This window comes from Paracoccus yeei ATCC BAA-599 (genome assembly GCF_000622145.1).
Classification (GTDB): domain Bacteria; phylum Pseudomonadota; class Alphaproteobacteria; order Rhodobacterales; family Rhodobacteraceae; genus Paracoccus; species Paracoccus yeei.
Genome location: NZ_JHWH01000019.1, coordinates 20,217 through 45,304, shown reverse-complemented (window position 1 = coordinate 45,304; position 25,088 = coordinate 20,217). Strand labels below are relative to the sequence as shown.

Annotated in this window: 27 protein-coding genes; 17 read left to right on the top strand and 10 right to left on the bottom strand. The window is 68.8% G+C overall.

Annotation, left to right across the window (positions count from 1 at the left end; all coding sequences use genetic code 11):
• The first annotated feature begins 62 nt into the window (after positions 1-62).
• From BU28_RS0111765 to BU28_RS0111750, 4 genes are all read left to right on the top strand, one after another.
• Positions 63-1,202, top strand: a complete 1,140-nt coding sequence (locus tag BU28_RS0111765) for an aminomethyl transferase family protein (RefSeq protein ID WP_028719665.1) — start codon at positions 63-65, stop codon at positions 1,200-1,202.
• A 64-nt stretch (positions 1,203-1,266) separates the two neighbouring features.
• On the top strand, positions 1,267-1,863 hold the full coding sequence (locus tag BU28_RS0111760) for a dimethylamine monooxygenase subunit DmmA family protein (RefSeq protein WP_028719664.1): 597 nt from the start codon (positions 1,267-1,269) through the stop codon (positions 1,861-1,863).
• Entirely contained in the window at positions 1,863-2,792 is a 930-nt protein-coding gene (locus BU28_RS0111755) for a PDR/VanB family oxidoreductase (protein WP_028719663.1), read from the top strand. Before BU28_RS0111760 ends, BU28_RS0111755 begins: the two co-directional genes overlap by 1 nt.
• Positions 2,793-2,801: 9 nt before the next feature.
• A complete protein-coding gene (locus BU28_RS0111750; RefSeq protein WP_028719662.1) occupies positions 2,802-3,845 on the top strand; it encodes a heme-dependent oxidative N-demethylase family protein in 1,044 nt (347 codons plus the stop codon).
• Here BU28_RS0111750 and BU28_RS0111745 read toward each other — a convergent pair.
• Complete coding sequence (locus BU28_RS0111745) at positions 3,842-4,801, bottom strand: GlxA family transcriptional regulator (RefSeq protein WP_028719661.1); 960 nt, start codon at positions 4,799-4,801, stop codon at positions 3,842-3,844. The genes BU28_RS0111750 and BU28_RS0111745 overlap by 4 nt on opposite strands.
• A 128-nt stretch (positions 4,802-4,929) precedes the next feature.
• On the opposite strand from BU28_RS0111745, the gene BU28_RS0111740 reads away from it, so the two are divergent.
• The 12 genes from BU28_RS0111740 to BU28_RS0111685 all read left to right on the top strand — a co-directional run bounded on the left by BU28_RS0111740 (position 4,930) and on the right by BU28_RS0111685 (position 16,124).
• Positions 4,930-6,180, top strand: coding sequence for a sarcosine oxidase subunit beta family protein (locus BU28_RS0111740; RefSeq protein ID WP_028719660.1), 1,251 nt, complete (start codon positions 4,930-4,932; stop codon positions 6,178-6,180).
• Between the two features lie 10 nt (positions 6,181-6,190).
• Complete coding sequence (locus BU28_RS0111735) at positions 6,191-6,484, top strand: sarcosine oxidase subunit delta (protein ID WP_018001665.1); 294 nt, start codon at positions 6,191-6,193, stop codon at positions 6,482-6,484.
• Positions 6,481-9,411 (top strand): sarcosine oxidase subunit alpha family protein, encoded by a 2,931-nt coding sequence (locus BU28_RS0111730; RefSeq protein WP_028719659.1) that lies wholly within the window; start codon positions 6,481-6,483, stop codon positions 9,409-9,411. The genes BU28_RS0111735 and BU28_RS0111730 overlap by 4 nt, the downstream gene beginning before the upstream one ends.
• Positions 9,404-9,967 carry a sarcosine oxidase subunit gamma gene (locus BU28_RS0111725; RefSeq protein ID WP_028719658.1) on the top strand — a complete coding sequence of 188 codons (564 nt, stop codon included), beginning with the start codon at positions 9,404-9,406 and terminating at the stop codon, positions 9,965-9,967. The genes BU28_RS0111730 and BU28_RS0111725 overlap by 8 nt, the downstream gene beginning before the upstream one ends.
• The gene (gene folD / locus BU28_RS0111720; protein ID WP_028719657.1) at positions 9,964-10,851 is read left to right on the top strand and encodes a bifunctional methylenetetrahydrofolate dehydrogenase/methenyltetrahydrofolate cyclohydrolase FolD; all 888 of its coding nucleotides are present in this window, start codon (positions 9,964-9,966) and stop codon (positions 10,849-10,851) included. Before BU28_RS0111725 ends, folD begins: the two co-directional genes overlap by 4 nt.
• A 123-nt stretch (positions 10,852-10,974) precedes the next feature.
• Complete coding sequence (gene purU / locus BU28_RS0111715) at positions 10,975-11,859, top strand: formyltetrahydrofolate deformylase (protein WP_028719656.1); 885 nt, start codon at positions 10,975-10,977, stop codon at positions 11,857-11,859.
• A gap of 371 nt (positions 11,860-12,230) precedes the next feature.
• Entirely contained in the window at positions 12,231-12,521 is a 291-nt protein-coding gene (locus tag BU28_RS0111710; protein ID WP_028719655.1) for a ribbon-helix-helix domain-containing protein, read from the top strand.
• A 95-nt stretch (positions 12,522-12,616) separates the two neighbouring features.
• The gene (locus BU28_RS0111705; RefSeq protein WP_028719654.1) at positions 12,617-13,012 is read left to right on the top strand and encodes a VOC family protein; all 396 of its coding nucleotides are present in this window, start codon (positions 12,617-12,619) and stop codon (positions 13,010-13,012) included.
• Between the two features lie 37 nt (positions 13,013-13,049).
• On the top strand, positions 13,050-13,571 hold the full coding sequence (locus BU28_RS0111700; protein WP_028719653.1) for a twin-arginine translocation pathway signal: 522 nt from the start codon (positions 13,050-13,052) through the stop codon (positions 13,569-13,571).
• 15 nt (positions 13,572-13,586) lie between these two features.
• Positions 13,587-15,158 (top strand): GMC family oxidoreductase, encoded by a 1,572-nt coding sequence (locus BU28_RS0111695; RefSeq protein WP_028719652.1) that lies wholly within the window; start codon positions 13,587-13,589, stop codon positions 15,156-15,158.
• 60 nt (positions 15,159-15,218) lie between these two features.
• Entirely contained in the window at positions 15,219-15,569 is a 351-nt protein-coding gene (locus BU28_RS0111690) for an HdeA/HdeB family chaperone (RefSeq protein ID WP_028719651.1), read from the top strand.
• Between the two features lie 51 nt (positions 15,570-15,620).
• Positions 15,621-16,124 (top strand): hypothetical protein, encoded by a 504-nt coding sequence (locus tag BU28_RS0111685; RefSeq protein ID WP_028719650.1) that lies wholly within the window; start codon positions 15,621-15,623, stop codon positions 16,122-16,124.
• A 4-nt stretch (positions 16,125-16,128) separates the two neighbouring features.
• Here the strand turns inward: BU28_RS0111685 and dld are convergent, their stop codons facing one another.
• Genes dld through BU28_RS0111675 form a run of 3 tightly spaced genes read right to left on the bottom strand, consistent with a single transcriptional unit; the run spans position 16,129 to position 18,716 of the window.
• Positions 16,129-17,817: a D-lactate dehydrogenase gene (gene dld / locus BU28_RS0111680; protein WP_028719649.1), complete on the bottom strand. Its 1,689-nt coding sequence runs from the start codon at positions 17,815-17,817 to the stop codon at positions 16,129-16,131.
• Positions 17,768-18,400 carry a type 1 glutamine amidotransferase family protein gene (locus tag BU28_RS26085; RefSeq protein WP_198944980.1) on the bottom strand — a complete coding sequence of 211 codons (633 nt, stop codon included), beginning with the start codon at positions 18,398-18,400 and terminating at the stop codon, positions 17,768-17,770. The genes dld and BU28_RS26085 overlap by 50 nt, the downstream gene beginning before the upstream one ends.
• Positions 18,390-18,716 carry a hypothetical protein gene (locus BU28_RS0111675; RefSeq protein WP_028719648.1) on the bottom strand — a complete coding sequence of 109 codons (327 nt, stop codon included), beginning with the start codon at positions 18,714-18,716 and terminating at the stop codon, positions 18,390-18,392. Before BU28_RS0111675 ends, BU28_RS26085 begins: the two co-directional genes overlap by 11 nt.
• Before the next feature lie 359 nt (positions 18,717-19,075).
• Between BU28_RS0111675 and BU28_RS0111670 the strand changes: the two genes are divergently transcribed.
• The gene (locus BU28_RS0111670) at positions 19,076-19,549 is read left to right on the top strand and encodes a hypothetical protein (RefSeq protein WP_081791361.1); all 474 of its coding nucleotides are present in this window, start codon (positions 19,076-19,078) and stop codon (positions 19,547-19,549) included.
• On the opposite strand, the gene BU28_RS0111665 is transcribed toward BU28_RS0111670, so the two are convergent.
• From BU28_RS0111665 to BU28_RS0111635, 6 genes are read right to left on the bottom strand one after another with little or no spacing between them, the layout of a single operon-like run.
• Positions 19,546-20,133 carry a tetratricopeptide repeat protein gene (locus BU28_RS0111665; RefSeq protein ID WP_028719646.1) on the bottom strand — a complete coding sequence of 196 codons (588 nt, stop codon included), beginning with the start codon at positions 20,131-20,133 and terminating at the stop codon, positions 19,546-19,548. The genes BU28_RS0111670 and BU28_RS0111665 overlap by 4 nt on opposite strands.
• Positions 20,123-20,761 carry a hypothetical protein gene (locus tag BU28_RS24195; protein WP_051578146.1) on the bottom strand — a complete coding sequence of 213 codons (639 nt, stop codon included), beginning with the start codon at positions 20,759-20,761 and terminating at the stop codon, positions 20,123-20,125. The genes BU28_RS0111665 and BU28_RS24195 overlap by 11 nt, the downstream gene beginning before the upstream one ends.
• Positions 20,754-21,950 (bottom strand): aKG-HExxH-type peptide beta-hydroxylase, encoded by a 1,197-nt coding sequence (locus tag BU28_RS0111650; RefSeq protein ID WP_028719644.1) that lies wholly within the window; start codon positions 21,948-21,950, stop codon positions 20,754-20,756. Before BU28_RS0111650 ends, BU28_RS24195 begins: the two co-directional genes overlap by 8 nt.
• Positions 21,947-23,515: a radical SAM/SPASM domain-containing protein gene (locus BU28_RS0111645; RefSeq protein ID WP_028719643.1), complete on the bottom strand. Its 1,569-nt coding sequence runs from the start codon at positions 23,513-23,515 to the stop codon at positions 21,947-21,949. The genes BU28_RS0111650 and BU28_RS0111645 overlap by 4 nt, the downstream gene beginning before the upstream one ends.
• On the bottom strand, positions 23,515-24,327 hold the full coding sequence (locus tag BU28_RS25845) for a hypothetical protein (protein ID WP_028719642.1): 813 nt from the start codon (positions 24,325-24,327) through the stop codon (positions 23,515-23,517). Before BU28_RS25845 ends, BU28_RS0111645 begins: the two co-directional genes overlap by 1 nt.
• Before the next feature lie 58 nt (positions 24,328-24,385).
• Entirely contained in the window at positions 24,386-25,012 is a 627-nt protein-coding gene (locus BU28_RS0111635) for a hypothetical protein (RefSeq protein ID WP_028719641.1), read from the bottom strand.
• Positions 25,013-25,088 lie beyond the last annotated feature (76 nt).

Sequence of the window (25,088 nt, the reverse complement as noted above, 5' to 3'; positions counted from 1 at the left end):
CCGAAATCGGCGGGGCCGGCAACCCGGCCCCGTCCCAACGAAGACCATGGGAGAATGACGAGATGACGAATTCCTGGCGCTTTTCGACGCTGGCCGACCGCCACCGCGCCCTCGGCTCGGAGCTTGAGGACTGGAGCGGCATGGGCACCGCCTGGTCCTATACCTCGGGCGACCCGGATGCCGAATACTTGGCGATCCGCACCAAGGCCGGGCTGATGGACGTGTCGGGCCTGAAAAAGGTCCATATCACCGGCGCCGCCGCCAGCCATGTCATCGAGCGCGCGACCACGCGCAACCTGGAAAAGCTGATGCCCGGCCGGTCGGTCTATGCCTGCATGCTGAACGACGCTGGCAAGTTCATCGACGACTGCGTGATCTATCGCACCGGCCCCAACGCCTTCATGGTGGTCCACGGCGCCGGCCAGGGCTTCGAGCAGCTGACCATGGCCACCCAAGGCCGCGACGTCTCGGTGCGCTTCGACGACAACCTGCACGACCTGTCGCTGCAAGGCCCGCTGGCGGTCGACTACCTGGCCCAGCACGTCCCGGGCATCCGCGACCTGCCCTATTTCGCGCATCTGCAGACCTCGCTGTTCGGCAAACCGGTGATGATCTCGCGCACCGGCTATACCGGCGAGCGCGGTTATGAGCTGTTCGTGCGCGGCCAGGACGCGCCGATGATCTGGGACCGCATCCTGGACGAGGGCAAGGAGATGGGCATCATCCCCTGCCGCTTCACCACGCTCGACATGCTGCGGACGGAAAGCTACCTGCTGTTCTTCCCCTACGACAATTCGGAAATGTATCCCTTCGACAACGAGCCGGGCGGGGATACGCTGTGGGAACTGGGCCTGGACTTCACCGTCTCGCCCGGCAAGACCGGCTTCCGCGGCGCGGACGAGCATTACCGCCTGAAGGGCAAGGAGCGCTTCAAGATCTGGGGCCTGAAGCTGGAAGGCGACAAGGTTCCGGGCAACGGCGCGCCGGTGCTGCAGGACGGCAAGCAGGTCGGCGTGGTCACGCAGGCCATGCATTCGCCGCTGAACAACTGGACCGTCGCCATCGCCCGCCTGCCCGTCGCACTGGCGAACGAAGGCACCAAGCTGGTCGTGAACTGCGCCACCCATGGCGAGATCGCGGCCACCACCGGGCAGATGCCGTTCTTCGACCCGGAAAAGAAACGCCGCACCGCCAAGGGCTAAGACACCGGCCGGGGGCGGGATCGCCGCCCCCGGACCTCAGCCAAATCTGCCAGGGACCAATCGAATGACCTCGCCGCCGACCGCCCCCTTTGCCAGCCGCCCGCGCCATGCCCCGCTTGAGCCGCGGCCCTGTCGCAGCGCGCTGATCGTCACCGATGACGCGGGCGCGGCGGCGGTTGTGGCGCTGGCCGAACGATCCCCCGAACTGATCGGCAAGGCCGTGGTGCTGCATGTCCAGGACGGCTTTTCCATGGCGCCGGCGTTGGCCGCGCTGAACCCGGCGCAGCTGGTCGGCGTCGCCTCGACCGCCGAACTGCCCGCCGCGCTGGACCGCGCCCTGCAGGGCGCCGCGATGGGGCTGCAAGCCTTTCTCGCCGGCTCCGAGGGCCTGATCGGCCAGGCCCAGGCGCAGCTTCTGGCCGCCGGCCTGCCGCTGGGCGCCATCCAGTCCGAACATCGCGGCACCGCCGCCCGCCGGATGCAATGCGTGCATTGCAAGACCATCGCCGAAAACGTGACCGTAGACCCCTATATCTGCCCCGGCTGCGGCCGCGCGCTGTTCGTGCGCGACCATTTCTCGCGCCGGCTGGGCGCCTTCCAGGGTGTCTGCATCGACGACGAAACCCCCGGCGACGTGCCCGAACCCGTGGAGATCCGCTGATGCAGCCCCTGATCCTGACCGCGCGCGAAACGCTGTCGCCCCGCATCACCCGCTTTCGCTTCGAACGCCCCGACAAGGGCCCGCTGCCGCTGTTTTCCGGCGGCGCCCATGTCATGGTCGAGATGCAGGACGGCGACATCCTGCGCCGCAACGCCTATTCGCTGATCTCGGACCCCGAGGACGGCTCGGGCTATGAAATCGCCGTGCAGCGCGAGGACCAGGGCCGGGGCGGTTCCCTGTTCATGCATGAAAAGGCCCGGCCGGGCGATCTGATGCGGGTCGGCCTGCCGGTGAACCTGTTTGCGCTGAACCTGACGGCCAGAAAGCACCTGCTGATCGCCGGCGGCGTCGGCATCACCCCCTTCATCGCCCAGACCCGCGAATTGCAGCGGCTGGGCCTGCCCTATGAGCTGCATTACGCCGTGCGGGCGCGGGACGAGCTGGCCGCCCTGCCCCTGCTGCCCGAGGGCGTGCATGTCCATGTCAGCGACGAGGGCTCGCGCATCGACCTGACCGCGCTGCTGTCGGGCCAGCCCCTGGGCACGCATCTTTACGTCTGCGCCTCGGACCGGATGATTTCCACCGTGCTCGACACCGCGCAATCGCTGGGCTGGCCCCGCGACGCGCTGCATTCCGAGGAATTCCTGGCCCCCGCCCCCGGCGAGCCGTTCCAGGTGTTCTGCGCCCGCAGCCACAAGACGCTGACCGTGGGCGCCCATGAAAGCCTGCTGGAAGCCCTTGAAAACGCCGGCATCGCCGCGCCCTGGCTGTGCCGGGGCGGCGCCTGCGGGCAATGCGAAACCGATGTCATCGCCTGCGACGGCACCATCGAACACCACGACCATTGGCTGGAACCCGAGGAACGCGCCCGCAAGATCATGCCCTGCGTCTCGCGCTTTCGCGGACAGCTCCTGACCATCGACCGATAGGAGGCTCCGATGACCATCACCTTCAACAAGGAAAGCTTTCGCGGCGACTACAGCTATCACAACTCGCCCGCCGCGATCCGCCGCTTTCCGTTTCCCTTCGACCGCGACGAATACATGTATTCGGTGAACATGGAGCCGCATCGCGCCGCCGGTCCCGACCACAGCGTGTTCCAGCGCCGCTTCGACGTGGACGAGCATTACGTCGCCGAGATGGCGGACCGCGCCATCACGCTGCAGCGCGACCCGGGCCGCTGCCAGTCCCTGCCGCATATGCGGCTGGCGGGCTGGGATCTGCTGGAACTGATCATGGTGGCCAAGTCCGAGGATTACCCGGACCTGTTCGAACTGCACCGCGACGGCGACCGCTGGCGCTGGGTGAACAGGCCGCTGGACATCGACGACACGTTCACCTTCATGGACGATGCCACCCTGCCCTACGGGCCGATGGAATACATCACCCGCCAGACCCAGGGCGATTTCGCGCTGCTGGACCAGCGCGAGAACAACCTGTGGATGGATGCCGGCATGGTGACCAGCCAGGCCGACTGGAGCCTGGATTTCGACATCGGCATGAACTTCTTTGAATGGCACGCGCCGGTGCCGCGCGCGGCCGAGATGGGCATCTTCCAACGCGCGCTGAAATTCCTGCTGAACGTGCAGCAGGACACGCCGGCCCGGCGGCTCAACTGGACCATGACCGTGAACCCGCGGCTGGACACCAGTCCCGAGACCTATCCCGAATGGGGCCCGGAAAAGCGCACGCTGACCCCGGAAAACGTCGGCGAAAAGCAGTTCCTGCGCGTCGAACTGCAGACCTTCTTCCGGCTGCCGCGCTCGAACGCCATCGTGTTCCCGATCCGCTGCTATCTCTGCGCGTTGCAGGACATCGTGACGGTGCCGAAATGGGGCCGGCGGCTGCATCGGGTGCTGCGTGACCTGCCGGACGATCTGGCAACCTACAAGGGGTTCCTGGTCAACAAGCCGATGATCGTCGAATACCTGGCGAAATTCGACGATGGCGCGCCGACCTCGCCCGGCATCTACCCGGACTAGGGCCGCTTTCGCATCGCCTGCCGGCGCCGGGCCGGCGGCATCCCGAAGCGCGCCGCATAGAGGCGCGAGAAATGCGCCGCGCTGGCGAAGCCGGTCACCAGCGCCACGTCGAGCATGGACAGCGCCGTCTGCTGCACCAGTTCGTCGGCCTTGCGCAGCCGCATCTCGCGATAGAACTCCATCATCGAGGATCCCAGTTGATCGTTGAACAATCTCTGCAACTGACGCGGGCTGCACCCGACCTGGGCGGCGATCTGTTCCGGCGTCAGCGGGTCGGACAGGTGGCTGAACATCAGGTCCACCGCCTGCGCAAGCATGGGGTGGCGCAGGTCGAAGCGCTCGGCGACCGGGGATTGCTGCGGCTCGTCGGCGCTGCGGGTGCGCGGGTGGATGAACCACTCGGCCACCTGCCGGGCGAAAGCGGCGCCGTGGTCGCGGGCGATCAGCGCGCACATCATGTCCAGCGCGGCAACCCCGCCGGCGCAGGTGAAGCGGTCGCGGTCGATGACATACAGCGCGCGTTCGATCAGCAGGTCGGGCTGGTGCTCGGCCAAGGCGTCGATATGCGCCCAGTGCAGGGTAAAGCGTCGGCCCTCCATCAGCCCCAGCCGGGCCAGGATCGCGGCGCCGCCGGAAATCCCGCCCAGCCGGACCTTGCGGTTCTGCAACGCCCGCAATCCCCGCGCCAGCGCCGCATCCTCATAGCGCAGCGGGTTGCCGCCGGCGACGACCAGCGCCATGTCCAGCGCCGCCGGATCGGGCAGGGTCTCGGTCGCGAAACCGCCGCCCGAGGTGGACGCGGCAAAGCCGCCGGCGACGGAATGATAGCTGGGGCGATAGAGCGCGCGCCCTGCCAACTGGTTCGCCGCGCGCAGGGGCTCGACCGCCGCGGTCAAGGACATCAGCGAATAATCCGGCGTCAGGATGAACCCGATGCGCAGCGGTTCGTCCGCCATGCCGCCCCCGCGTCACAAAAACCTTGCGTCTGTCCCTTACAGGCAAATTCCTGTCCTCTCAAGGCAAATGACACCCGAAATCTTGCGTATCTTTCCTGCGAAGAAAGGCGAATCGGAGTGCTGGCGCCGTGAGATATTCGGGATTTCGTGTCATCAAGGAGGCCCTGACCGGCCACAAGGGCTGGAAGCCGATCTGGCGCAATCCCGATCCGCAGCCGTCCTACGATTACATCATCGTCGGCGGCGGCGGGCATGGACTGGCAACCGCCTATTACCTGGCCAGGACCTTCAAGCAGGCCCGCATCGCGGTGCTCGAGAAAAGCTGGCTGGGCTCGGGCAACATCGGGCGCAACACCACGATCATCCGCTCGAACTACCTGCTGCCGGGCAACGAGCCGTTCTATGAATTCTCGATGAAGCTTTGGGAAGGGCTTGAACAGGAATTCAATTTCAACGCCATGGTCAGCCAGCGCGGGATCCTGAACCTGATCCACAGCGACGGCCAGCGCGACGCCTATCGCCGGCGCGGCAATGCCATGCTGCTGGCGGGCGCCGATGCCGAACTGCTGGACCGCGAGGGCGTGCGCGCCATGTATCCCTGGCTGAACTTCGACAATGCCCGCTTCCCGATCAAGGGCGGGCTGCTGCAGCGCCGGGCCGGGACCGCGCGCCATGACGGCGTCGCCTGGGGCTATGCCCGCGGCGCCGACCGGGCCGGCGTCGACCTGATCCAGAACTGCGAAGTCACCGGCTTCCGCATCGAGGGCGGCAGGCTGCGCGGCGTCGAGACCTCGCGCGGCTATATCGCCGCGAAGAAGGTCGGCGTGGCGGTCGCGGGCTCGTCGGGCCGGGTCATGGCCATGGCCGGAATGCGCCTGCCGATCGAAAGCCATGTGCTGCAAGCCTTCGTCTCCGAGGGGCTGAAGCCGGTGATCGACGGCGTCATCACCTTCGGCGCCGGGCATTTCTATGTCAGCCAGTCCGACAAAGGCGGGTTAGTCTTTGGCGGCGACATCGACGGCTACAATTCGTACGCCCAACGCGGCAACATGGCGGTGATCGAGGACGTGGCCCAGGGCGGCATGGCGCTGATGCCGGCCATCGGCCGGGCGCGGCTGCTGCGGATCTGGGGCGGCATCATGGACATGTCGATGGACGGCTCGCCCATCATCGACAAGACGCCGGTCGAGGGGCTCTATCTGAACGCCGGCTGGTGCTATGGCGGCTTCAAGGCCACCCCGGCCTCGGGCTATGCCTTCGCGCATCTGCTGGCCACCGACACGCCGCACGACACCGCCCGCGCCTATCGCCTGGACCGGTTCGAGCGCGGCTATCCCATCGACGAAAAAGGCATGGGCGCGACGCCCAATCTGCACTGAGGGCCAAACGATGCTGATCCCCCATCCCCTGCTTGGCCTGCGCGACTCGGAAGAGTTCTCGTATCTCGGCGATGCCACCCTACTGGAGCGTCCCGACGGCATGGCCGCCGACGCGCCGCAGCGCTTCTATGAATACCAGCACCTGCGCGACAACCCGGCCGGCGTCCACCGCGAGCTGTGGTTCCACGAGCAGGGCGACCGCAGCTGGCTGGTCGTCACCCGCAACACCGTCACGCATGAGATCCTGGGCGCCGAGCTTGCCCGCGACGTCAAGCTGGCGATGCTGAAAGGCGGTGCGGCATGACCCGTCTGTCCGGCGGTCTGATCGACCGCAACCGCAGCCTGAATTTCACCTTCGACGGCAAGTCCTATACCGGGCACGCCGGCGACACGCTGGCCTCGGCACTGCTTGCCAACGACGTGCGGCTGATGGGCCGCGGCTTCAAGTATCACCGCCCGCGCGGCGTCTTTACCGCCGGCTCCGAGGAACCGAACGCGCTGGTGGAACTGCGCCAGGGCAACCGGCAAGAGCCGAACACCCGCGCCACCGTGGCCGAGCTGTTCGAGGGGCTGGACGCCCGCAGCCAGAACCATGTCGGCTCGCTGAGCTTCGATCTGCTGGCGGTGAACGACCTGATGTCGCCCTTTTTCGCGGCGGGCTTCTATTACAAGACCTTCATGTGGCCCAAGGCGTTCTGGGAAAAGCTTTATGAGCCGATGATCCGTCGCGCGGCGGGCCTCGGCAGCCTGTCGATGCAGGCCGACCCGGACAGCTATGACTCGGGCTTCCTGCATTGCGACCTGCTGGTCATCGGCGGCGGCGCGGCGGGGCTTGCGGCGGCGCTGACCGCGGCGCGGACCGGCGCACGGGTGATCCTGGCCGACGAGGACTTCCGCCTGGGCGGCCGCTTGCTTGCCGAACGCGCGCCGCTGGACCGGCCGGCGACCGAATGGATCGCCGAACTCGAGGCCGAATTCGCCAGCCTGCCGAACCTGCGCGTCATGCGCCGCACCACGGTCTGGGGCGCCTTCGACCATGGCATCTATGGCGCTGTGGAACGTGTCTCGGACCACCTGCCGACGCCCGGCAAGCGCGTGCGCCAATCGCTGTGGCGCATCACCGCCAAGCGCGCGATCCTGGCCGCCGGCGCGACCGAGCGTCATATTCCCTTCGCCAACAACGACCGGCCGGGGGTGATGATGGCGGGCGCGATGCGGGCCTATGCCAACCGCTGGGCGGTCAGCCCGGCCAAGCGGGTCGCGATCTTCACCAACAACGACGACGGCCACCGCACCGCCGCCGACCTGGCCGCCAAGGGGGTCGAGATCGCCGCCGTTGTCGACAGTCGCCCCGACGCGCCCGCGCGCGGCAGCTGGCGCACCATTGCCGGCGGCATGGTCACCGACAGCAAGGGCCGGCTGGGCCTGAGCAAGGTCGAGGTGACGCAGAACGGCCGCGCGGAATGGATCGACTGCGGCGCGCTCGGCGTCTCGGGCGGCTGGAACCCGAACCTGCATATCGCCTCGCACCATCGCGGGCGACCGGTCTGGAACGAGGCCGCGCAAGCCTTCCTGGCCGAGGACGGCAATGTTGCGGGCCTCAGCATCGCCGGCGCCGCCGCCGGCAAGGGCTCGACCGCGCAGGCGCTAGCCTCGGGCGCGCAGGCGGCGCTCGCCGCGCTGGCCGATATCGGCATCGGCGCGCATCTGCCCGACCTGCCCCGCGCCGAGGACGAGGCACTGAACCTCAGGCCGCTGTGGCACGTCCCCGGCAAGGGCCGCGCCTGGGTCGATTTCCAGAACGACGTCACCGTCAAGGACGTGAAGCTGGCCTATGTGGAAAACATGCGCCCGGTCGAGCACCTGAAGCGCTGGACCACGCTGGGCATGGCAACCGACCAGGGCAAGACCTCGAACGTCACTGCGATCGCGGTGATGGCGGAACTGACGGGCCAGTCGTTGGGCCAGACCGGCACGACGATCTTCCGCCCGCCCTATACGCCGGTGTCCATGTCGGTGCTGGGCGGCGGCGACACCGGCGTGCATTTCCGCCCGCGCCGGCTGACGCCGACGCATGAATGGGCGAAATCGCAGGGCGCGGTCTTCGTCGAGGTCGGGCAATGGATGCGGGCGCAGTATTTCCCCCGCAAGGGCGAAACCACCTGGCGCCAGACCGTGGACCGCGAGGTCCTGGCCACCCGCGCGGGCGTCGGTATCTGCGACGTGACCACGCTGGGCAAGGTCGACGTGCAGGGCACTGACGCCGGCGAGTTCCTGGACCGGGTCTATGCCAATGCCATGAAATCGCTGAAAGTCGGCATGGTCCGCTATGGGCTGATGCTGCGCGAGGACGGCTTTGCCTGGGACGACGGCACCTGCGCCCGGCTGGCCGAGGACCAGTATGTCGTGACCACGACCACGGCCAATGCCGGCACGATCTACAAGCACATGGAGTTCTGCCGGCAATGCCTGTGGCCGGAACTCGACGTGCAGCTGATCTCGACCACCGATGCCTGGGCGCAGATGTCGGTCGCCGGCCCCCATGCCCGCAAGCTGCTGGAGCGGGTGGTGGACGGGTTCGACATCTCGAACGAGGGCTTCCCCTTCATGGCCTGCGCCAACCTGACGGTCTGCGGCGGCCTTCGGGCGCGGCTGTTCCGTATCAGCTTCTCGGGCGAATTGGCCTATGAGATCGCGGTGCCGGCGCGCTATGGCAATGCGCTGATGGCGCGGATGATGCAGGTCGGCGCCGACCTGGGCGCCACCCCCTATGGCACCGAGACGCTGGGCGTCCTGCGCATCGAAAAGGGCCATGCCGCCGGCAATGAGCTGAACGGCCAGACCACGGCGCAGATGCTGGGCATGGGCAAGATGGTCTCGACCAGGAAGGACTCGATCGGCGCGGCGCTGTCGCGGCGCGAGGGGCTGGTCGCCGACCGCCGCGTGCTGGTCGGGTTCCAGCCCGTCGATCCTGCCGATCCGGTCATGGCCGGGGCGCATCTTTTCGCCGAAGGCGCGGCGCAGGATACTGCGAACGACCAGGGCTGGATCACCTCGGCCTGCTATTCGCCGCATGTCGGCAGCGCCATCGGGCTGGGCTATCTGGTGAATGGCGACAGCCGCAAGGGCGAGGTGGTGGTCGCCGCCAACCCGCTGCAAGGCCAGTCCGTGCGTCTGCGCGTGGTCTCGGCCCATTTCGTTGACCCCGAAGGAGGCCGCGTCCGTGACTGAGCCCGTCAAGACTGATCTGACGCCGATCTGCGCCCTGGGCGCCGCCGTGCCGCAAAGCCGCACCATCGGCGCGGTGACCCTGTCCGAAAATGCCGAGCTTGGCCTCGCCTCGCTGGCCCTGCGCCGGGGCGGCGCGGTGCCCGGGCTGGGCTTCGCCCTGCCCGGCCCCGGCGGCTGGGCCGAAGGCGAAGGCATCGCCGCCTTCTGGACCGGGCCCGACCAGTGGATGGTCGAATTCCCCGGCCGGGCGGCTTCGGATGTCGCGGCCGGGCTCGCCGGCCCCGGCGTCTCGGTGACCGAGCAGACCGACGGTTTCGCCGCTTTCGAGATCACCGCGCCCGAGCCGGTGCTGGTCGCGCTGATGGAAAAGCTGGTGAATGTCGATCCGGCCCGCTTCGGCCCCGGCTCGGCCACCCGCTGCGGCTTTCACCACATGAGCGTCTTCGTCATCCGCCGCGCCGCGGACCGGCTGGCGGTGCTGGGCATGCGCTCGGCCGCCGGCACCATCTGGCACGCGCTTCTCGACGCTGCCGAACAGCAGGAGACCCGGGCATGAGCAAGATCATCGACGGGAAGTCCTTTGCGTTGGGTTTGCGGGGTCGGGTTGCCGATGCGGTTTCGGGGCTTGCGGCGCGGGGGATCGTGCCGGGGTTGGCGGTGGTGCTGGTGGGCGAGGACCCGGCTTCGGCGGTCTATGTCAGGAACAAGGGCGTCCAGACGCGCGAGGCGGGCATGGCCTCGTGGGAGCACAGGCTGCCGGCCGAGACGGCGCAGGCGGATCTGCTGGCGCTGATCGAGACGCTGAACCATGACCCGGCGGTGCACGGCATCCTGGTGCAGCTGCCGCTGCCCGGGCACATGGACGCCGAGGCGGTGATCAACGCCATCGACCCCGCCAAGGACGTGGACGGGTTCACCATCGGCAACGTGGGCCTCCTGGGCACCGGGCAAAGGGCGATGGTGCCCTGCACGCCCCTGGGCTGCATCATGCTGCTCAAGGACCGGCTGGGCGATCTTTCCGGGCTGAACGCGGTCGTGGTCGGGCGCTCGAACATCGTCGGCAAGCCGATGGCGCAGCTTCTGCTGGCCGAGAACTGCACGGTGACCATCGCCCATTCGCGCACCCGCGACCTGGCGGCCGTCTGCCGCGGCGCCGACATCCTGGTCGCCGCCGTCGGCCGGCCGCGGATGATCCGGGGCGACTGGATCAAGCGTGGGGCCACGGTGATCGACGTCGGCATCAACCGCATCGAGGAGGACGGCCGCACCCGGCTGGTCGGCGACGTGGATTTCGACAGCGCGGCCCGGGTCGCCGGCGCCATCACCCCGGTGCCGGGAGGCGTCGGGCCGATGACCATCGCCTGCCTGCTGGCCAACACGCTGACCGCCTGCTGCCGGGCGAACGGGCTGGCCGAGCCCGATCTGACCGGGGCCGCGTGAGCCTGCGGCGGGGGCGGGGGCGCTGCCCCCACGCCCGTGCCGGGCGTCCCCCCGGGGTATTTGACAAACAGTGAAAGCCGGGCCCGGCGCGTGCCGCGGCGACATGACAGTGGAGAGAGCCCGATGACCAAGTATTGCCTGACCGTCACCTGCCCCTCGACCCGGGGGATCGTGGCCGCGATCTCGACCGCGCTGGCCGAGCAGGGCTGCAACATCGTCGATTCGAGCCAGTTCGACGATGTCGAGACCGGCCGCTTCTTCATGCGCGTGAGCTTTGTCTCCGAAGAGGGCACCGGGCTTGCGGCGCTGCAGCAAAGCCTGGCGCCCGCGGCGCAGGCCTTCGGCATGGACTATGCCTTCCACGACGAGGCCGAGAAGATGAAGGTCGTGATCATGGTCTCGCGCTTCGGCCATTGCCTGAACGACCTTCTCTACCGCTGGCGCATCGGCGCGCTGCCGATCGAGATCGTGGCGGTGATCTCGAACCACATGGACTATCAGAAGGTGGTGGTGAACCACGACATCCCGTTCCACATGATCCGGGTGACGAAGGAGAACAAGCCCGAGGCCGAGGCGCGCATCCTGGCGGTGGTCGAGGAGACCGGGGCCGAGCTGATCGTGCTGGCGCGCTACATGCAGGTCCTGTCGGACGCGATGTGCCAGAAGATGTCGGGCCGCATCATCAACATCCACCATTCGTTCCTGCCGTCCTTCAAGGGCGCCAACCCCTACAAGCAGGCCTTCGAGCGCGGCGTGAAGCTGATCGGGGCGACCAGCCACTATGTGACCGCCGACCTGGACGAGGGCCCGATCATCGAGCAGGACACCATCCGCGTGACCCACGCCCAGTCGCCCGAGGATTACGTGAGCCTTGGCCGCGACGTGGAAAGCCAGGTGCTGGCGCGTGCCATCCACGCCCACATCCACCGCCGCGTGTTCCTGAACGGCAACAAGACCGTCGTCTTCCCCGCATCGCCGGGAAGCTACGCCTCCGAGCGCATGGGCTGAAAAGGAAGGGGGGCGGCCACCGAGCCGCCCCGCACCCCGGCTTCTTTCTTGCTCAAATATCCCCGCCGGAGGCGGAACCGGGGCCTTGATCCCCCCGCCGCAACAGCGCCGACAATCTGATCGTCGCCAGCGGCACCAGCTGCCGCCACCAGATCCACGGCGGCACGGCGCCGCGCGACGGTCCATGTGGCCGTGGTCCCTGACCGGGCGCTGTCGGGCGTCCCCGCACGGCGCCGATCGCCTGCCCTTCGGTTCGGGCCGGCGGCGCAATTTGCCGCCGTCGGCCATTGCTCCCCTGGCGCAACTGCACCAAATTCAGGCAAGGCCCCGGCGTCGCGACAGCCGGGGTCGGAGCAAGCAAAGAGGACCCTATGTGTCAAGTCTATGCCAGCCAGCGTCCTGAAAGCTACGAACCCGTTACCCGTCGCCTTCGGCTCAGCGGCCATTCGACCAGCATCCGGCTGGAGCGCGGCTTCTGGCGCATCCTCGACGGCATGGCCGCGCGCGAGGGGATGACGACGCCGGCCTTCATCTCGCGGCTTTACGACGAGGTGCAGGAACTGCAAAGCGAGACTCGGAACTTCGCCTCGCTTCTGCGCTGCGCCTGCCTGATCGAGGCCCAGCACGGCCGGGACGCCGCCTTCGCGGCGGCGGCCGAATAGCGCCCCGGAACCGCCTGTAGTACCCTGCTACTACCCGCCCGCGCCCGAATGTCCGTACCATCAGGACAGACAGGGGACGGGACGGGAACGGCGCGATGGCCAAGGCAATCCATTCGATGATCCGGGTGCTGGACGAAGGGCGCTCGGTGGATTTCTACGACCGCGCCTTCGGGCTCAAGGTGGACACGCGGCTGGACTTCGAGGGCTTCACCCTGCTCTATCTGCGCAATGCCGAGGCCGATTTCGAACTGGAGCTGACCGTCAACAAGGACCGCGAGCGGCCCTATGACCTGGGCGACGGCTATGGCCACCTGGCCTTCGTGGTCGACGACCTGGCCGCCGAACACGCGCGCCTGACGGAAGCCGGCTTCGCGCCGCGCAAGCTGGTCGACTTTGCCCCGGGGGGCGAGGTGATCGCGCGCTTCTTCTTCATCGCCGACCCGGACGGCTATCAGATCGAGGTGCTGCAGCGGCAGGGCCGCTATCGCTGAAGGCCCCGGGGAGGGGGCCTGACCAAGGGAGGACAGAATGAACAGGATCGACCGCGCGGGGCTGACCCGGCGCGCGCTGCTGACGCACAGCGTGGCGGCGGGGGCCAGCCTTCTTGTCGGCACGCATTGGGTCACGGGCCGCTCGGCGGCCTGGGCGCTTGAGGTGACGGCCGTGAAGCCGCAGACCATGGCGACGCTGGTGCAGATGGCGCGCGACATCTATCCCCACGACCGCATCCCCGACGACCGCTATGCCGTCGCCGTCAAGGGCTATGACACCGTCGAAAAGGCCCCCATGGTCGAGGCGGGGATCGCCAGCCTTGACGCCGCCGCGCGCGGCCAGGGCCATGCCAGCTATGTCGCCGCCCTTTGGGAGGCGGACCGCGTGGCGGTGCTGCGCGCCATCGAAAAGGACGCGTTCTTTCGAACGGTGCGCGCCGGGCTGGTGACGGATCTTTACAACCAGAAAGAGATCTGGCCGCTGTTCGGCTATGAGGGGGAAAGCTTCAGCCACGGCGGCTATATCGACCGCGGCTTCAACGACATCGCCTGGCTGTAAGGGAGGACCGGGAACATGGCTGCTCCGTTCAGCAAGACCGACGACAGCGTGGTCGTCATCATCGGCACCGGCGCGGGCGGCGGCACGCTCGCCAACGAACTGGCGCAAAAGGGCATCCCGGTCGTCGCGCTGGAAGCCGGCGGCCGCTATCTGCCCGAGGATTACGTCAACGACGAATGGGCCAGCTTTGCGCAGCTTGCCTGGCTGGATACCCGCCGGTCGGACGGCAGCTTCCGGCTGGCGCGCGACTTCGCGGGCCTGCCGTCCTGGATCGTCAAGGCGGTGGGCGGCACCACCACCCATTGGGCCGGCGCCTCGCTGCGCTTTCAGGACCACGAATGGAAGGCGCTGACGACCTATGGCCGGGTCGAGGGCGCCAGCCTGATGGACTGGCCCATCGACGCGGCCGAGATGGACCCCTGGTACACGCGGGCCGAGGCCAAGATGGGCGTCACCCGCACCAACGGCCTGCCCGGCCTGCCCGGCAACAACAACTATCTGGTGATGGAAAAGGGCGCGAAGGCCGTCGGCTATGACAAGGTTCACACCGGCCGCATGGCGATCAATTCCATCGAATACGGCAACCGGCAGGCCTGCCAGCAGACCGGCTTCTGCTTTCAAGGCTGCAAATGGGGCGCCAAGTGGTCCACCGCCTATACCGAGATCCCGCTGGGCGAGGAAACCGGCAACCTCGAGGTGCGCGAACGCTGTCACGCCGCCCGGATCGAACATGACGACAAGGGCCGGGTGACGGGCGTGGTCTATTTCGACGCGGACGGGGTCGAACAGCGCCAAGCCGCGCGGCTGGTCTGCGTGGCCGGCAACACAATCGAAAGTCCGCGACTGCTGCTGAACTCGGCCTCGTCGATGTTCCCGGACGGGCTGGCCAATTCCTCGGGGCAGGTCGGGCGCAACTACATGCGCCATGTGACGGGCTCGGTCTACAGCATCTTCGAGCAGCCGGTGCGGATGTGGCGCGGCACCGTCATGGCCGGGATCATGCAGGACGAGGCCCATCACGACCACGCGCGAGGCTTCGTCGCCGGGTACGAGCTGGAAACCCTGTCGCTGGGCCTGCCCTTCATGGCGGCCTTCCTGGACCCCGGCGCCTGGGGGCGCGAATTCACCAGCGCGCTGGACGGCTATGAAAACATGGCCGGCATGTGGATCGTGGGCGAGGACATGCCTCAGGAAACCAACCGCATCACGGTGGACACGGGCGTTCTGGACCAGTTCGGCCTGCCGACGCCGGTGGTCCATTACGACGACCATCCGAACGACGTCGCCATGCGCGACCACGCCTATGCGCGCGGCATCGCGATCCACAAGGCGGCGGGGGCGGTGCGTTCGCTGCCCACGCCGCCCTATCCCTCGACGCACAACATCGGTTCGAACCGCATGTCGGACAATCCGCGCGACGGGGTGGTGAACCGCTGGGGGCAAAGCCACGACATCCCGAACCTGTTCGTGTCCGACGGCTCGCAATTCACCACCGGCGCGGCCGAGAACCCGACCCTGACCATCGTGGCGCTGGCCATCCGCCAGGCCGACCACATCGCCCGCGAGATGGGCGCGGGCACTCTGTGACGCTGGACGAGCGGGCGCCCGCTCGTCCCCTTTCGGTCCCGCAAGGAGGGAGGTTCCAGGATGAAACTCGTGCTTTCCGCAATCGTCATGATGGCCGCGACCCCGGGCCTTGCGCAGGACGCGCCGCAGGACTCGGCCGCCCGGCTCGAGGCGATGACCTGCCGCGACTTCCTGGCCCTTGGGGCCCGGGACCGCGAAACGGTCAAGGCCGCGCTGCTGGCCCATGCCTCGGGCGACCCGTTGCCCGACCCGGCCCTGCCCGGGTCCCCGGTGGCGGATGCCATGGCACCTGCGGCCGAGGGGACCGGGGGCGAGGATCGCGGCCTTGTCGCCATGCGCACGTCCTGCGACGGCGCCCCGGACGTGCGGGCGCTGGACGCCCTGCGGGCGGCGTTCGGAAACAACCTGTGAGGCAGGCGAGGGCGCACCCGCGTCCGCCGGTTCATTCGAGGAGTTGAAGCCATGTCACAGCGTCTGACCGTCCTTGCGTCCCTTGCCTTGTCCCTGCTGACGGGGACGGCCTGGGCGCAGGGCGACCCGCAATCGGTCGGGGTCGCGGTGGACGGCACCGTCGTCGATGTGCCGGTCGATCTTGCGGCGAAAGCCTGCGGCGTCAGCGCCGAGACGCTGCTTGCGCAATGGAAGCAGCTGGATACCCAGACATCGACCATGGCGAACACCTCGGTCGCCGCCGATGCCGCCGATCTTGCGCCCGTGGCGGCGCCGGACGATACCCAGAAGCAGGCGGGCGTCGGTGCCGATGCGGCGGAAACGAAGGATGCCGCCCATGGCGACGGCAACCCGGTCGCCGCCGCTGCCGCGCCCCAGGCCAGCGCGGCGGCCAACCCCCAGGACGCGCTGGACGGCTCCGCCGCCCCGACCGAAGGCACCGCGCTCTCCAAGGCCGCCGTCTGCGAAATCGACGCGCAAAAGGCCGGCGCGCTTGGCATCAAGGTGCCCGGCTGACGTGTCAGGGCCGGGGCGTGCCGCCGATCCCCGGGTTGAACCGCGCCAGCGGGTCCAGGCTTTCGTAAAAGGCGGCAAGCTGGGGCTTGGCGTGATACAGATGGCCGACGTTGTGTTCGGCCGGGTATTCGGCGCCCTCGGCATCCAGCATCGCCAGCATGGCTTTCTTGAAGGCCGCCGGATCGGCGCCCTTCTTCAGCACATAGTCCAGATGAAAGACGTGGCACAGGAAATGGCCATAGGCCAGCGTCGCCGCGACCTGCCCCGCCTCGGCCGGCGGGACGGGCTTGATCCAGTCGCGGTCGTTGCGCCGCAGCGCCACGTCCAGCGCCACCAGCCCGCCGGTGCGGCGGCGGTTCATCGCCTCGTAGCGGACGGCGGCGCCGGCCACGGCAAAGCGATGCAGCAGCGCCTTGGACCCCTCGGCCGGGGTGCAGCGGAACCAGCCGTCGCGGCCCACCGTCTCCTCCAGGATGCGCTCGGCCAGTTCGGCAGGGGCTTCGACCTTCAGGATCAGGTGATGTTCAAAGCGGTCGCGGAAATCGCGCATCCGCCGGGGCAGCCGGCCCGGCGCCAGCTGCCCGGCCAGTTGCAGAAAACGGTCGCTCAGGTCCGAGGTCATCGGAATCCGGCGCAGCCGCGCGTCGGCCCAACCTTTTGCCGCGAACAGCGCCGGCATCCGCGCCGTGCCGAACCATTCGATGAACAGGCGGGTGTCGCGGCCAAAGCGGGCGGCCATGTCCCAGGCCTCGCGGTGGATGTATTCGCCCACGATCGGCAGCGGGTCCAGTTCGGTCAGCAGCCGCCGGCGCAGGGTGGCCAGCGCCTCGGGACTGTTGGTGCCGACATACAGCACCTCGGTCGCGGCGGGGCGGGCAAAGGTGTCCAGCCGCACCGCAAAGACCGCCAGCCGCCCGGCGCAGCCCGACGCCTCGTGCAGGCGGCCCGGATCGGCGTTGAAGCGGCCGGGCGTTGGCGCATCGACATCGCGCACGCGCGCGGCATAATCGTGGTCCGACGCCGCCCCTGCCCGGGCCTCCACGTCATCCGGCCCGATCTTGCCCGCGTCCAGGCGGCGCAGGATGGTTTCGGGGTCGTCGCCCAGCCGCAGGCCCAGGTTGTTCACCAGCCGCAGGGTGCCGTCCGCGTCCAGCCGGGCGAACAGCGCAAGCTCGGTATAGGCGGGGCCGCGCCGGACCAGCGCCCCGCCCGAATTGTTGCAGACCCCGCCCACGACCGAGGCGCCGATGCAGCTTGACCCGATCACCGAATGCGGATCGCGCCCCAGGGGTGCAAGCGCCTGTTCCAGCCCATAAAGCGTCGCGCCGGCGTGGCAGACGACCTGGGTGCCGTCCAGGATCAGGTGGATCTGCGCCAGCCGCAGCGTGCTGACGATCACCACGGGCTGGCCGTAGCTGCCCTTGGGGGTCGAGCCTTCGGTCAGCCCGGTGTTCGCGGCCTGGACGATCACGATCCGTCCCGCCTGCACGCAAAGCTGCAGCACGCGCCACATGTCGAGCAGGGTGCCGGGGCGCACGACCGCCTCGGCCTCGCCGCCGCCCGAGCGGTATCCGGTGCGGAACCGTTCGGTGTCCTGGGGGCGGGTCAGCACATGCGGGGCCCCGACAACGGCGCGCAGCGCATCAAGGAAGGCGCGGGCGGGCGAAACATCCGTCCCGGATCGCTGTGTCATCGGCCAGGCCCCATGTCTTCGCCAGCAGGGCGGCACCCTGCCCGTTGCGCTTGAGGCAAGGATACCATGCCCGGCGATCGCCCGTCCACGTCGCTGCCCCGCCCGACCAGGTCAGCCGGTTGCGGTCGATTTCGTAAAGCGTGCCGGTGATGGTCAGATGCGGGAAATCCTCTTCGAAGGCGGCGCGGTTTTCCCAGTGGATGGTGCAGCGATAGCCGTCGAGCAGCCCGGCCCGCGCCAGCAGATAGCGTGCCGTGGACAGCGGCCGATGGCGCGCCCGCGATGGGCGGCGCGGCGCAAGGCGTCCAGATAGGGTTGTTCGTGCCGGGGGTTCACGCGCACGCCACCGCAGACGAACAGCGCGTGACAATCCTCGAGCGCCTGATCGACGCGGCGCGGCATGGGCATGACCGGCTGACAGATCCTGTGGAAGGTCGAGCTGCCCTATGCGCTGTTCGTGATCTTCGCCGGCATCCGCACGGCGCTGGAGATCAATATCCGCACCGTACCGCTGGCCGGCGCGGTCCGGACTGCGACGCTGGCCGTCGCCGTCGACCTGCCGGGCGCGCAGGCTAGTGCCCAAGGGTATCAACCCGCTGCGCTGAGAGAAGCGTGGCCTTTTCGCCAGCGACGTTGTCGCGCTTGGCCTGGTCCTTCCTGCCGCCGCGGGAATGCCGCCACCGCGCCGTCGCGGTTGCGCAGCACGACAATGGGATTGTCGCCGATCTGCAAGCGCCCGGGCGCGGGATCTCGGCCAGGTTGCAGGCAAACAGCCAGTCGGTTTCGAACACCGCCTTCATGTCGGCCTGAAAGATCTCCTCATCGACATAGAAGTCGCGCGGCAGCGAATGGCCGGGTTTGCGGTCCTGCAAGAGCCGGGCGATCCTGTCGTCTAGCATGTCGATGTCCTTCGCGTGGGCCTGTCGGGCGGATGGACGCGTATCCCCCGATCTTGCACCCGCGCCCGCCCGGCGCAGGGCAGGAAACCGTCATTTCAGGTCAGGAAGCCGTCGCGGCCCTGCCCCAGAGCCGGACGGGCCGACCGGCGCCGCGCTCAGGGCCGGCAGTCGCTGCGATGCGGCCAGGTCGCAGGCCGCTTGGCCAGGTCACGAAAGAAATGCAAAAGAAATGAAAATTGCACGCAATACCCTGTGTTTTCAGGCAGGTCCGGCGGAAAAGAGGCTTGACCCACGGCGCCGTCGCTCCAAACTTTGATGATGGAGATGCGAATTTCGATCAACCCGAGGTCGATGGTTTCATGATGGACACCTATCTCTCTGCCGCGCGCGATCTGGTGGTCGAGGGGGTGCGCGAAAGCCAGGTCGCCTTGTCGTCCGACCTTGAATTCCACCTGGCGGCGACGCTGGCGCGCTATATGCACCGGCCGATCGCGCCGGACCAGTTGACGGTCCGGCTGATGGATGCCGCCCAAAGACAGGCCCGCAGGGGCGAGTCGCGCCAGATCGGCGATGCCTGCCTGATATCCTGCGCGTTTTTCGCGGCGCGGCTGACGCGGACGGGCGGCAGCGTCGTCCACTACGCCGGGCTTGGGCAGACGGCCTATGAAATCGCGGGCATGCCGGACGTGGCCCACGGCTTTCCCGACATGCTGGACGTCCTGCAAGCCAGCAGCCCGCAGATCGAGGAACGGACCCTGCCCCACCGCGAGGCGCCGCAGGCCGAGGGCAGTGACGGAAAGTTCCTGTTCATCTCGTCCCGCTTCAGGCACTAGCGAGATCGCTCCAGCCGGCGCAGCATGTCGCGCGACCAGGCATAGGCCGGATCAAGGCTCAGCGCGTGGCGAAAGGCGGCGCGGGCCTCGTTCCGGCGCCCCAACACGGTCAGGCACATGCCCAGGTTGTGATGCACGACCGCCCGCCTGGCATCCAGCGCCAGCGCACGGCGGTAAAGCGGCAGCGCCTTGGCAGGGCGGCCCATGTCGTAAAGGACGTTCGCGGCCTCGTTCCATGCGGGTTCATAGGCCGGGTCCAGTCCCAGCGCGACGTCAAAGGCCGCCAAGGCCGGCGCGAACCGCCGCAGGTCGCGCAGCATCAGGCCCAGATTGCCCCAGTTCATCGCCCGGCGCGGCCCCAGCCGGATGGCGACGGCAAAGGCCTCGTGCGCCTCGGCCATCCGGCCCTGGGTCCACAGCACCGAACCCAGGCCACGCCAAGCGTCCTCGCCCGCCAGTCGCGCACGAAATGCCGCCTCGGCCGCGTCCAGCCGGCCCGCCCGCCACAGATCGAAGGCGTGGGCCAGGCCGGGGTCGGCGGGGCGCCAGCCCTCCCACGCCGTGGGCGGTCCGTCAGCCGGCAACGTGAAAGCACCCCGCCAGCATCACCAGCCGTTCCCCGGCGGCCAGCGGCGGACGCAGATGCGCATGGCGCGAACCGAAGATCGCCGCCGCGCGATTGCTGCGCGCGGTCAGCCGCATCGCCAGTCCCGTGGCCGAGTTGTCGCCGCGAAAGATGAACAGCTGCATGCCGGGGCTGGGCTCGACCCCGTCGGGCCAGGCCGCGTCCAGATAGGTCAGCAGGTTGTACTTGCAGCTGTCGGCCTTGTCGCAATGCTCGCCCATGTGTTCGGAGGGGCCGGTGTATCGCGTGTAGCAGGTCGCGCTCCAGGACGGGGCGAGGCGTTCGCCGGTCAGCGCGTGCAGCCAGGCCCCGACGGCGTCCGAGGACAGATAGCCCCGCGCGACGGGGCCCAGATGGGCGCGGCGGTTGTCCTGCGCGATCTCGCCCCGGTCGCGGCTGCCGGTCAGCTGCCAGCTTTCGGCGTCAAGCTGGCGCAGCGCTTCCTCCAGCAGGGCGCGGTGCAGGGCGGCGTCAAGCGCGGGTGGGCCCAGGACCGTGACGCCTGTGGCGCGAAAGGCGTCGACATGCGCCGGTCCAAGCGCGGAGGGGTCGGCGAAGATGGCGTCGGCAATGGGGGCTTCAGGCATGGGCGGTCTCCTTCGGCAGGGCCTCGACGGCTTGGCGCAGGTCCTCCATCAGCCCGGCGCCGGCCGGGGTGGCGGTGCCGTTGTCGGACAGCACCCGCCAGCCCTGGCGCGTGTTCGCCGCCTGCCGGGCCAGCACCCCGCGCGCGAAGCGGGCCGAGGCCCCGCCCCGCGCCGCAAGCCGGTCATACCAGGCGCAGACGTTCAGAAAGGCGTGCACGCCCAGCAGCAGCCCATCCAGCGGGCGCTTGTCGCTGCGCCAGGGGCTGTCAAAGCCCACTGCCTCGGCTGCAGGGTCGGTCGCGACCACCAGCGGATCGACGGCCTTGGCCCAGTGCATCCGCACATGGCTGGATTCGTGGCACAGGAGGTCGCCCACCGTTTCCGGCGCCCCCGCCGTCATCATGATCGTGCCGCAGAGCGATTGCGGCGAATGGCTGCGTTCATAGCCGCGCGGCGCCAGCAGGACCAGGCCCCGGACATGCCGCGCCAGCGTCTCGGCCGCCGCGGACCAGACCTGCGCCATCAGCCCAAGGCCAGCTGCGATGCGGGCCATGGCGGCATGCAGCACCTCGCCCTCTGCCAGACCGAAGGGCGCCAAGGCCGCCCGCACCGCAGGGTCGGCGTTCAGCACGTCAAAGCCGCCGATCCGGGGGGCTGCGTGGAACAGGGCGTTCCCGGTTCCGGGCGGTGCGGGGATGCCGGTCCCGAAGGTTGCCGATACGCCGTCGTCGCGCATCAGCCCGACGCGGCCGCCGCTTTGGCGCAGGGCGATGACCCGCGCGCCGGGGGCGTGCAGGACGATGCGCAGATGCGGCAGCATCAGATCCGCCGCCAGATCGCCGCCGGTGAACACAAGGGTCAGATCCTCGATATCCGGGGCGCCGATCAGGTGGCGGGCCAGGGCTGCGCGTCGCTCGGCCAGGCTGCGCGGGTCCTTGACCCCGTCCGGCGCCGTGACCCCGGTATCGAGCGAGGCGAGCGGATGGCCAAAGACCCGCAGCCGCGCCGGCTCGGGGCAGGCCTTCAGGGCGCGCGCGACCTCGACCGCGCAGGGCTCGTCCGCGCCTTCCAGCATCTCCGCCGCGCGGCGCGCGCAATCCCGCGCCCAGAGCGCCTGCAGGTGGTCGATGCCTTGGCCCGGGGGGCCTGGAAAGACCAGCCCTGTCAGGTCGGATGCCGGACCGGTCATGCCGCCACCCGCGCGGGCGTGAAATCGTGCTGGAACCGCACGCCGCCCCCTTCGAAGTAGGAACAGCGGTTCAGGTGGTCGAACGCCGCCGCGTCAAAGGACAGAAGATGCATCAGCCAGGGATAAAGCGTCTTGTAGAACGCACATTCCGGCGTCTTGTGGCGCACGGTCCCATAGCTTTCCCAGGCCTGCGCCGAACAGCCCGACTGGCAGAGCTGCCGATACGGGCAGACCGCGCAATCGTCGAAATCGGCCGGCCGACGGGACCGGATCTCGGCGATGCGGGCGGAACGGCGGGCCGGCTGGGACAGGCTCTCGATGCCGTCGTCGAAGATATTGCCCAGCCGCAGGCCCGGCGATTGCGTGGCCCGCCCGCAGGGATAGATATCGCCGTTCGCCGCGACCGACTGAAAGCTGTCGCCTGCCCCGCACTCGGCCCGCATGCAGCGGGTGCGGCGCTGCTTGCTGGTCAGAAAGCGGCACATGGAATGGATGTTATCCTCAAGCAGCAGGTCGCGCCGTGCGATGACGCCGCGCAGCAGGGCCTGGAAGAACGCGATGATCTGGTCCTGGGTCAGCCCCACCCGGTCCCAGTTCTTGCGCGCGTCGCCCAGATAGGCGACCGGGTTCACCCGAAAGCCGTGGATCGCGTGCCCCAGCATGAAGGACACCAGCCCGTCGGGATCGCCGATGTTCATGCGGTTCAGCACCACGAGGCCCCCGAAGGGGACGCCGCCCTGCTGAAGCAGCTCGATCCCACGCATCAGCGCCGGAAAGCTGGCCTTGCCGTTCACCATGGGCCGCCCGCTGTTCTGCGCCTGCGCGCCCCCGTCCAGCGAGATGCCCACGCGGATGTCATTGTCGCGCAGCCAGTCCACGCGTTCGGGCGTCAGCAGCGTGGCATTGGTCTGGATCGACAGGAACACCGTCCGCCCGCTGGCCCCCGGGTGGTTGCGGATATGATCCACCAGCCGCTGCATGATCGCGAATTTCAGGAACGGCTCGCCCCCGGCGAATTCGAATGCCAGCACCCGCGCCTCGGTCATGGCAAAGGCCAGGTCGACCGAACGCAGGGCGATGGTTTCGTCCATCGCGGGCATCTTCTGGTTCGCGCCCGCCAGGCAATAGGGACAGGCGAGGTTGCATTTCTCGGTCAGCAAAAGCTCGACCAGGTGGCCCTCGTCATAGTTCGGCCCGTCGGCGAACATCCCGGCATCGACCGCGCGGGCGCCGTTCAGCGCGATCAGCCCGCGCCGCCACAGATGCGCCGCGAAGTCCAGCGCGGCGTCGGCGCTGTCCATCCGGGCCGCCAGGGCGCCGAAATCCCGCCCGTCCATCCAGCGGTGCAACGCGGCCTCGTCCGGGTTCAGGAACGCCCATGAGGCGCTTTCGGGATGGATCGCCAGGGTTTCACCCTGGACCCGGACCTGATCGACGCCCTCGGTCGACAGCCTTGTGTCGGGACGCAGCGTGACCTGGCCGAAGGGGGCATAGGTCTTGCCCTGGGTCGCGCCCAGCCAAGGCGCCTCGGCCGCGTCGCGAGAGGGACAAAAGACATAGCGCATCAGGAGCTTCCTTGTAGAACAGGGACGAGGATGCGAACGCGGTCGCCATCGTGCCGAGGGCCGGGATGCCATCCGTCGGGGCCCAGGGCAATGTCGCGGCGCATCCGCGCCTCGATCCCGGCCAAAAGCGCGGGGGCCGTCCGCGCCAGCCCCCCGGCCAGACGCCGCGCGCGGGCAAGGCTGGTGGCGCAGATCCAGGAACAGGGGAAATGTTCGGTCAGGACGGGACCGGTATAGCGGGCAAAGACGTTCAACTCCCACGGCATCTCTGCCCCCTCCGCCCCCAGCCGCATCCGGCCCAGATCGCCCGCGCAATGCGTCACCGCCTGGGGCCAGTCGCGCAGGAACGCCTCGATGCAGCAGGGCGGATATCCCAGCGCAAGGCCCATGACCCGGTCCCAGCCCCGCGCCTCGGCCAGCCACAGCAGCCAGGCCAATGACGCTGAGGCCGAGACGGCGACCGCCCGCCATTCCCCCGCCGCGCCGCTTGCCGGCACCCGCGCCGCGGCAAGGTTCGCATAGCCCCCCAAGCCCGCGTCCCGCTGGGGCAGGAAGGCCCAGGCCGAGGGCATGGCGGTCAGCGACCGCCGCCGCGCCCAGTCGCAGACGCCGGCGACCCAGGGCTCGGGCCCGTGCAGCAGGACTGCCGGCCGCAAGCCGGCGGCCAGCATCTCAAGCTCAGCCACGGTGCCGATGGGGGCGCCGGGCCCGGCCGCGGGGATGGCCGGGCCCGGCAGCTCCTCCTCGGGCCCATCCGGGATCGCGGCCAGCAGCGCGTCAGGCAGTCCCAGGGCCTGGGCACGGGCGCGCACGGACAGTCCCCCTTCGCCGGACCTTGGCGAGGGCGCTTTGGCGCGGTGCATGGGCGGCCTAGCGCCGGATGCGGGTGCCGCGCACCGTCATGTCAAAGGCCCCGGTCGCGGGCACATCGACGCGCAACCCGCCCGGCAGCGTGACCCGGGTCAGGTCGCGGCCGGGGTTGAGGACCGTCGAGGGGTCGAAATTGGCATGCCCGCCCCCGTTCACGAAGCCCGGAGGCCCCGAGTTCACATGCGAGCCCGCAATCGAGCCGGGGTCGAAATTCGCGTGCCCGCCGCCGTTCACAAAACCGGGCGGGCCGGAATTCACATGCGTTCCCGTGCCCCCCGAGGGGTCGAAGTTCGCATGGCCCCCGCCGTTCACGAAGCCCGGAGGCCCCGAGTTGACATGCACCCCGGCGATCGAGCCGGGATCGAAGTTCGCGTGCCCGCCGCCGTTGACGAAACCGGGCGGGCCCGAATTGACATGCGCCCCCGAGATGCCGCCCGGGTTGCGGATCGCGCCGATGGCGCTGGCCACCTCGGTGCGCAGGATCGCGGTCAGATCCTTGAGCGAAAGATCCGCCAGCTTGGTCTCGGGTGCAAGCGACCTGCCTTGGGATGCAGGGCGGTCGGCCTCGGGGTCGCTGCCTGGGGTCGTCGATTGGCCTTCCTTGGAACCCTTGGGTTCTTGTGCCATGACTGAGTCTCCGTTTGCTTCAATAGAAAGTCCCAGATGTCGGATGGATCTGGGCAGAGTCTTCCAGTCGAAAAGT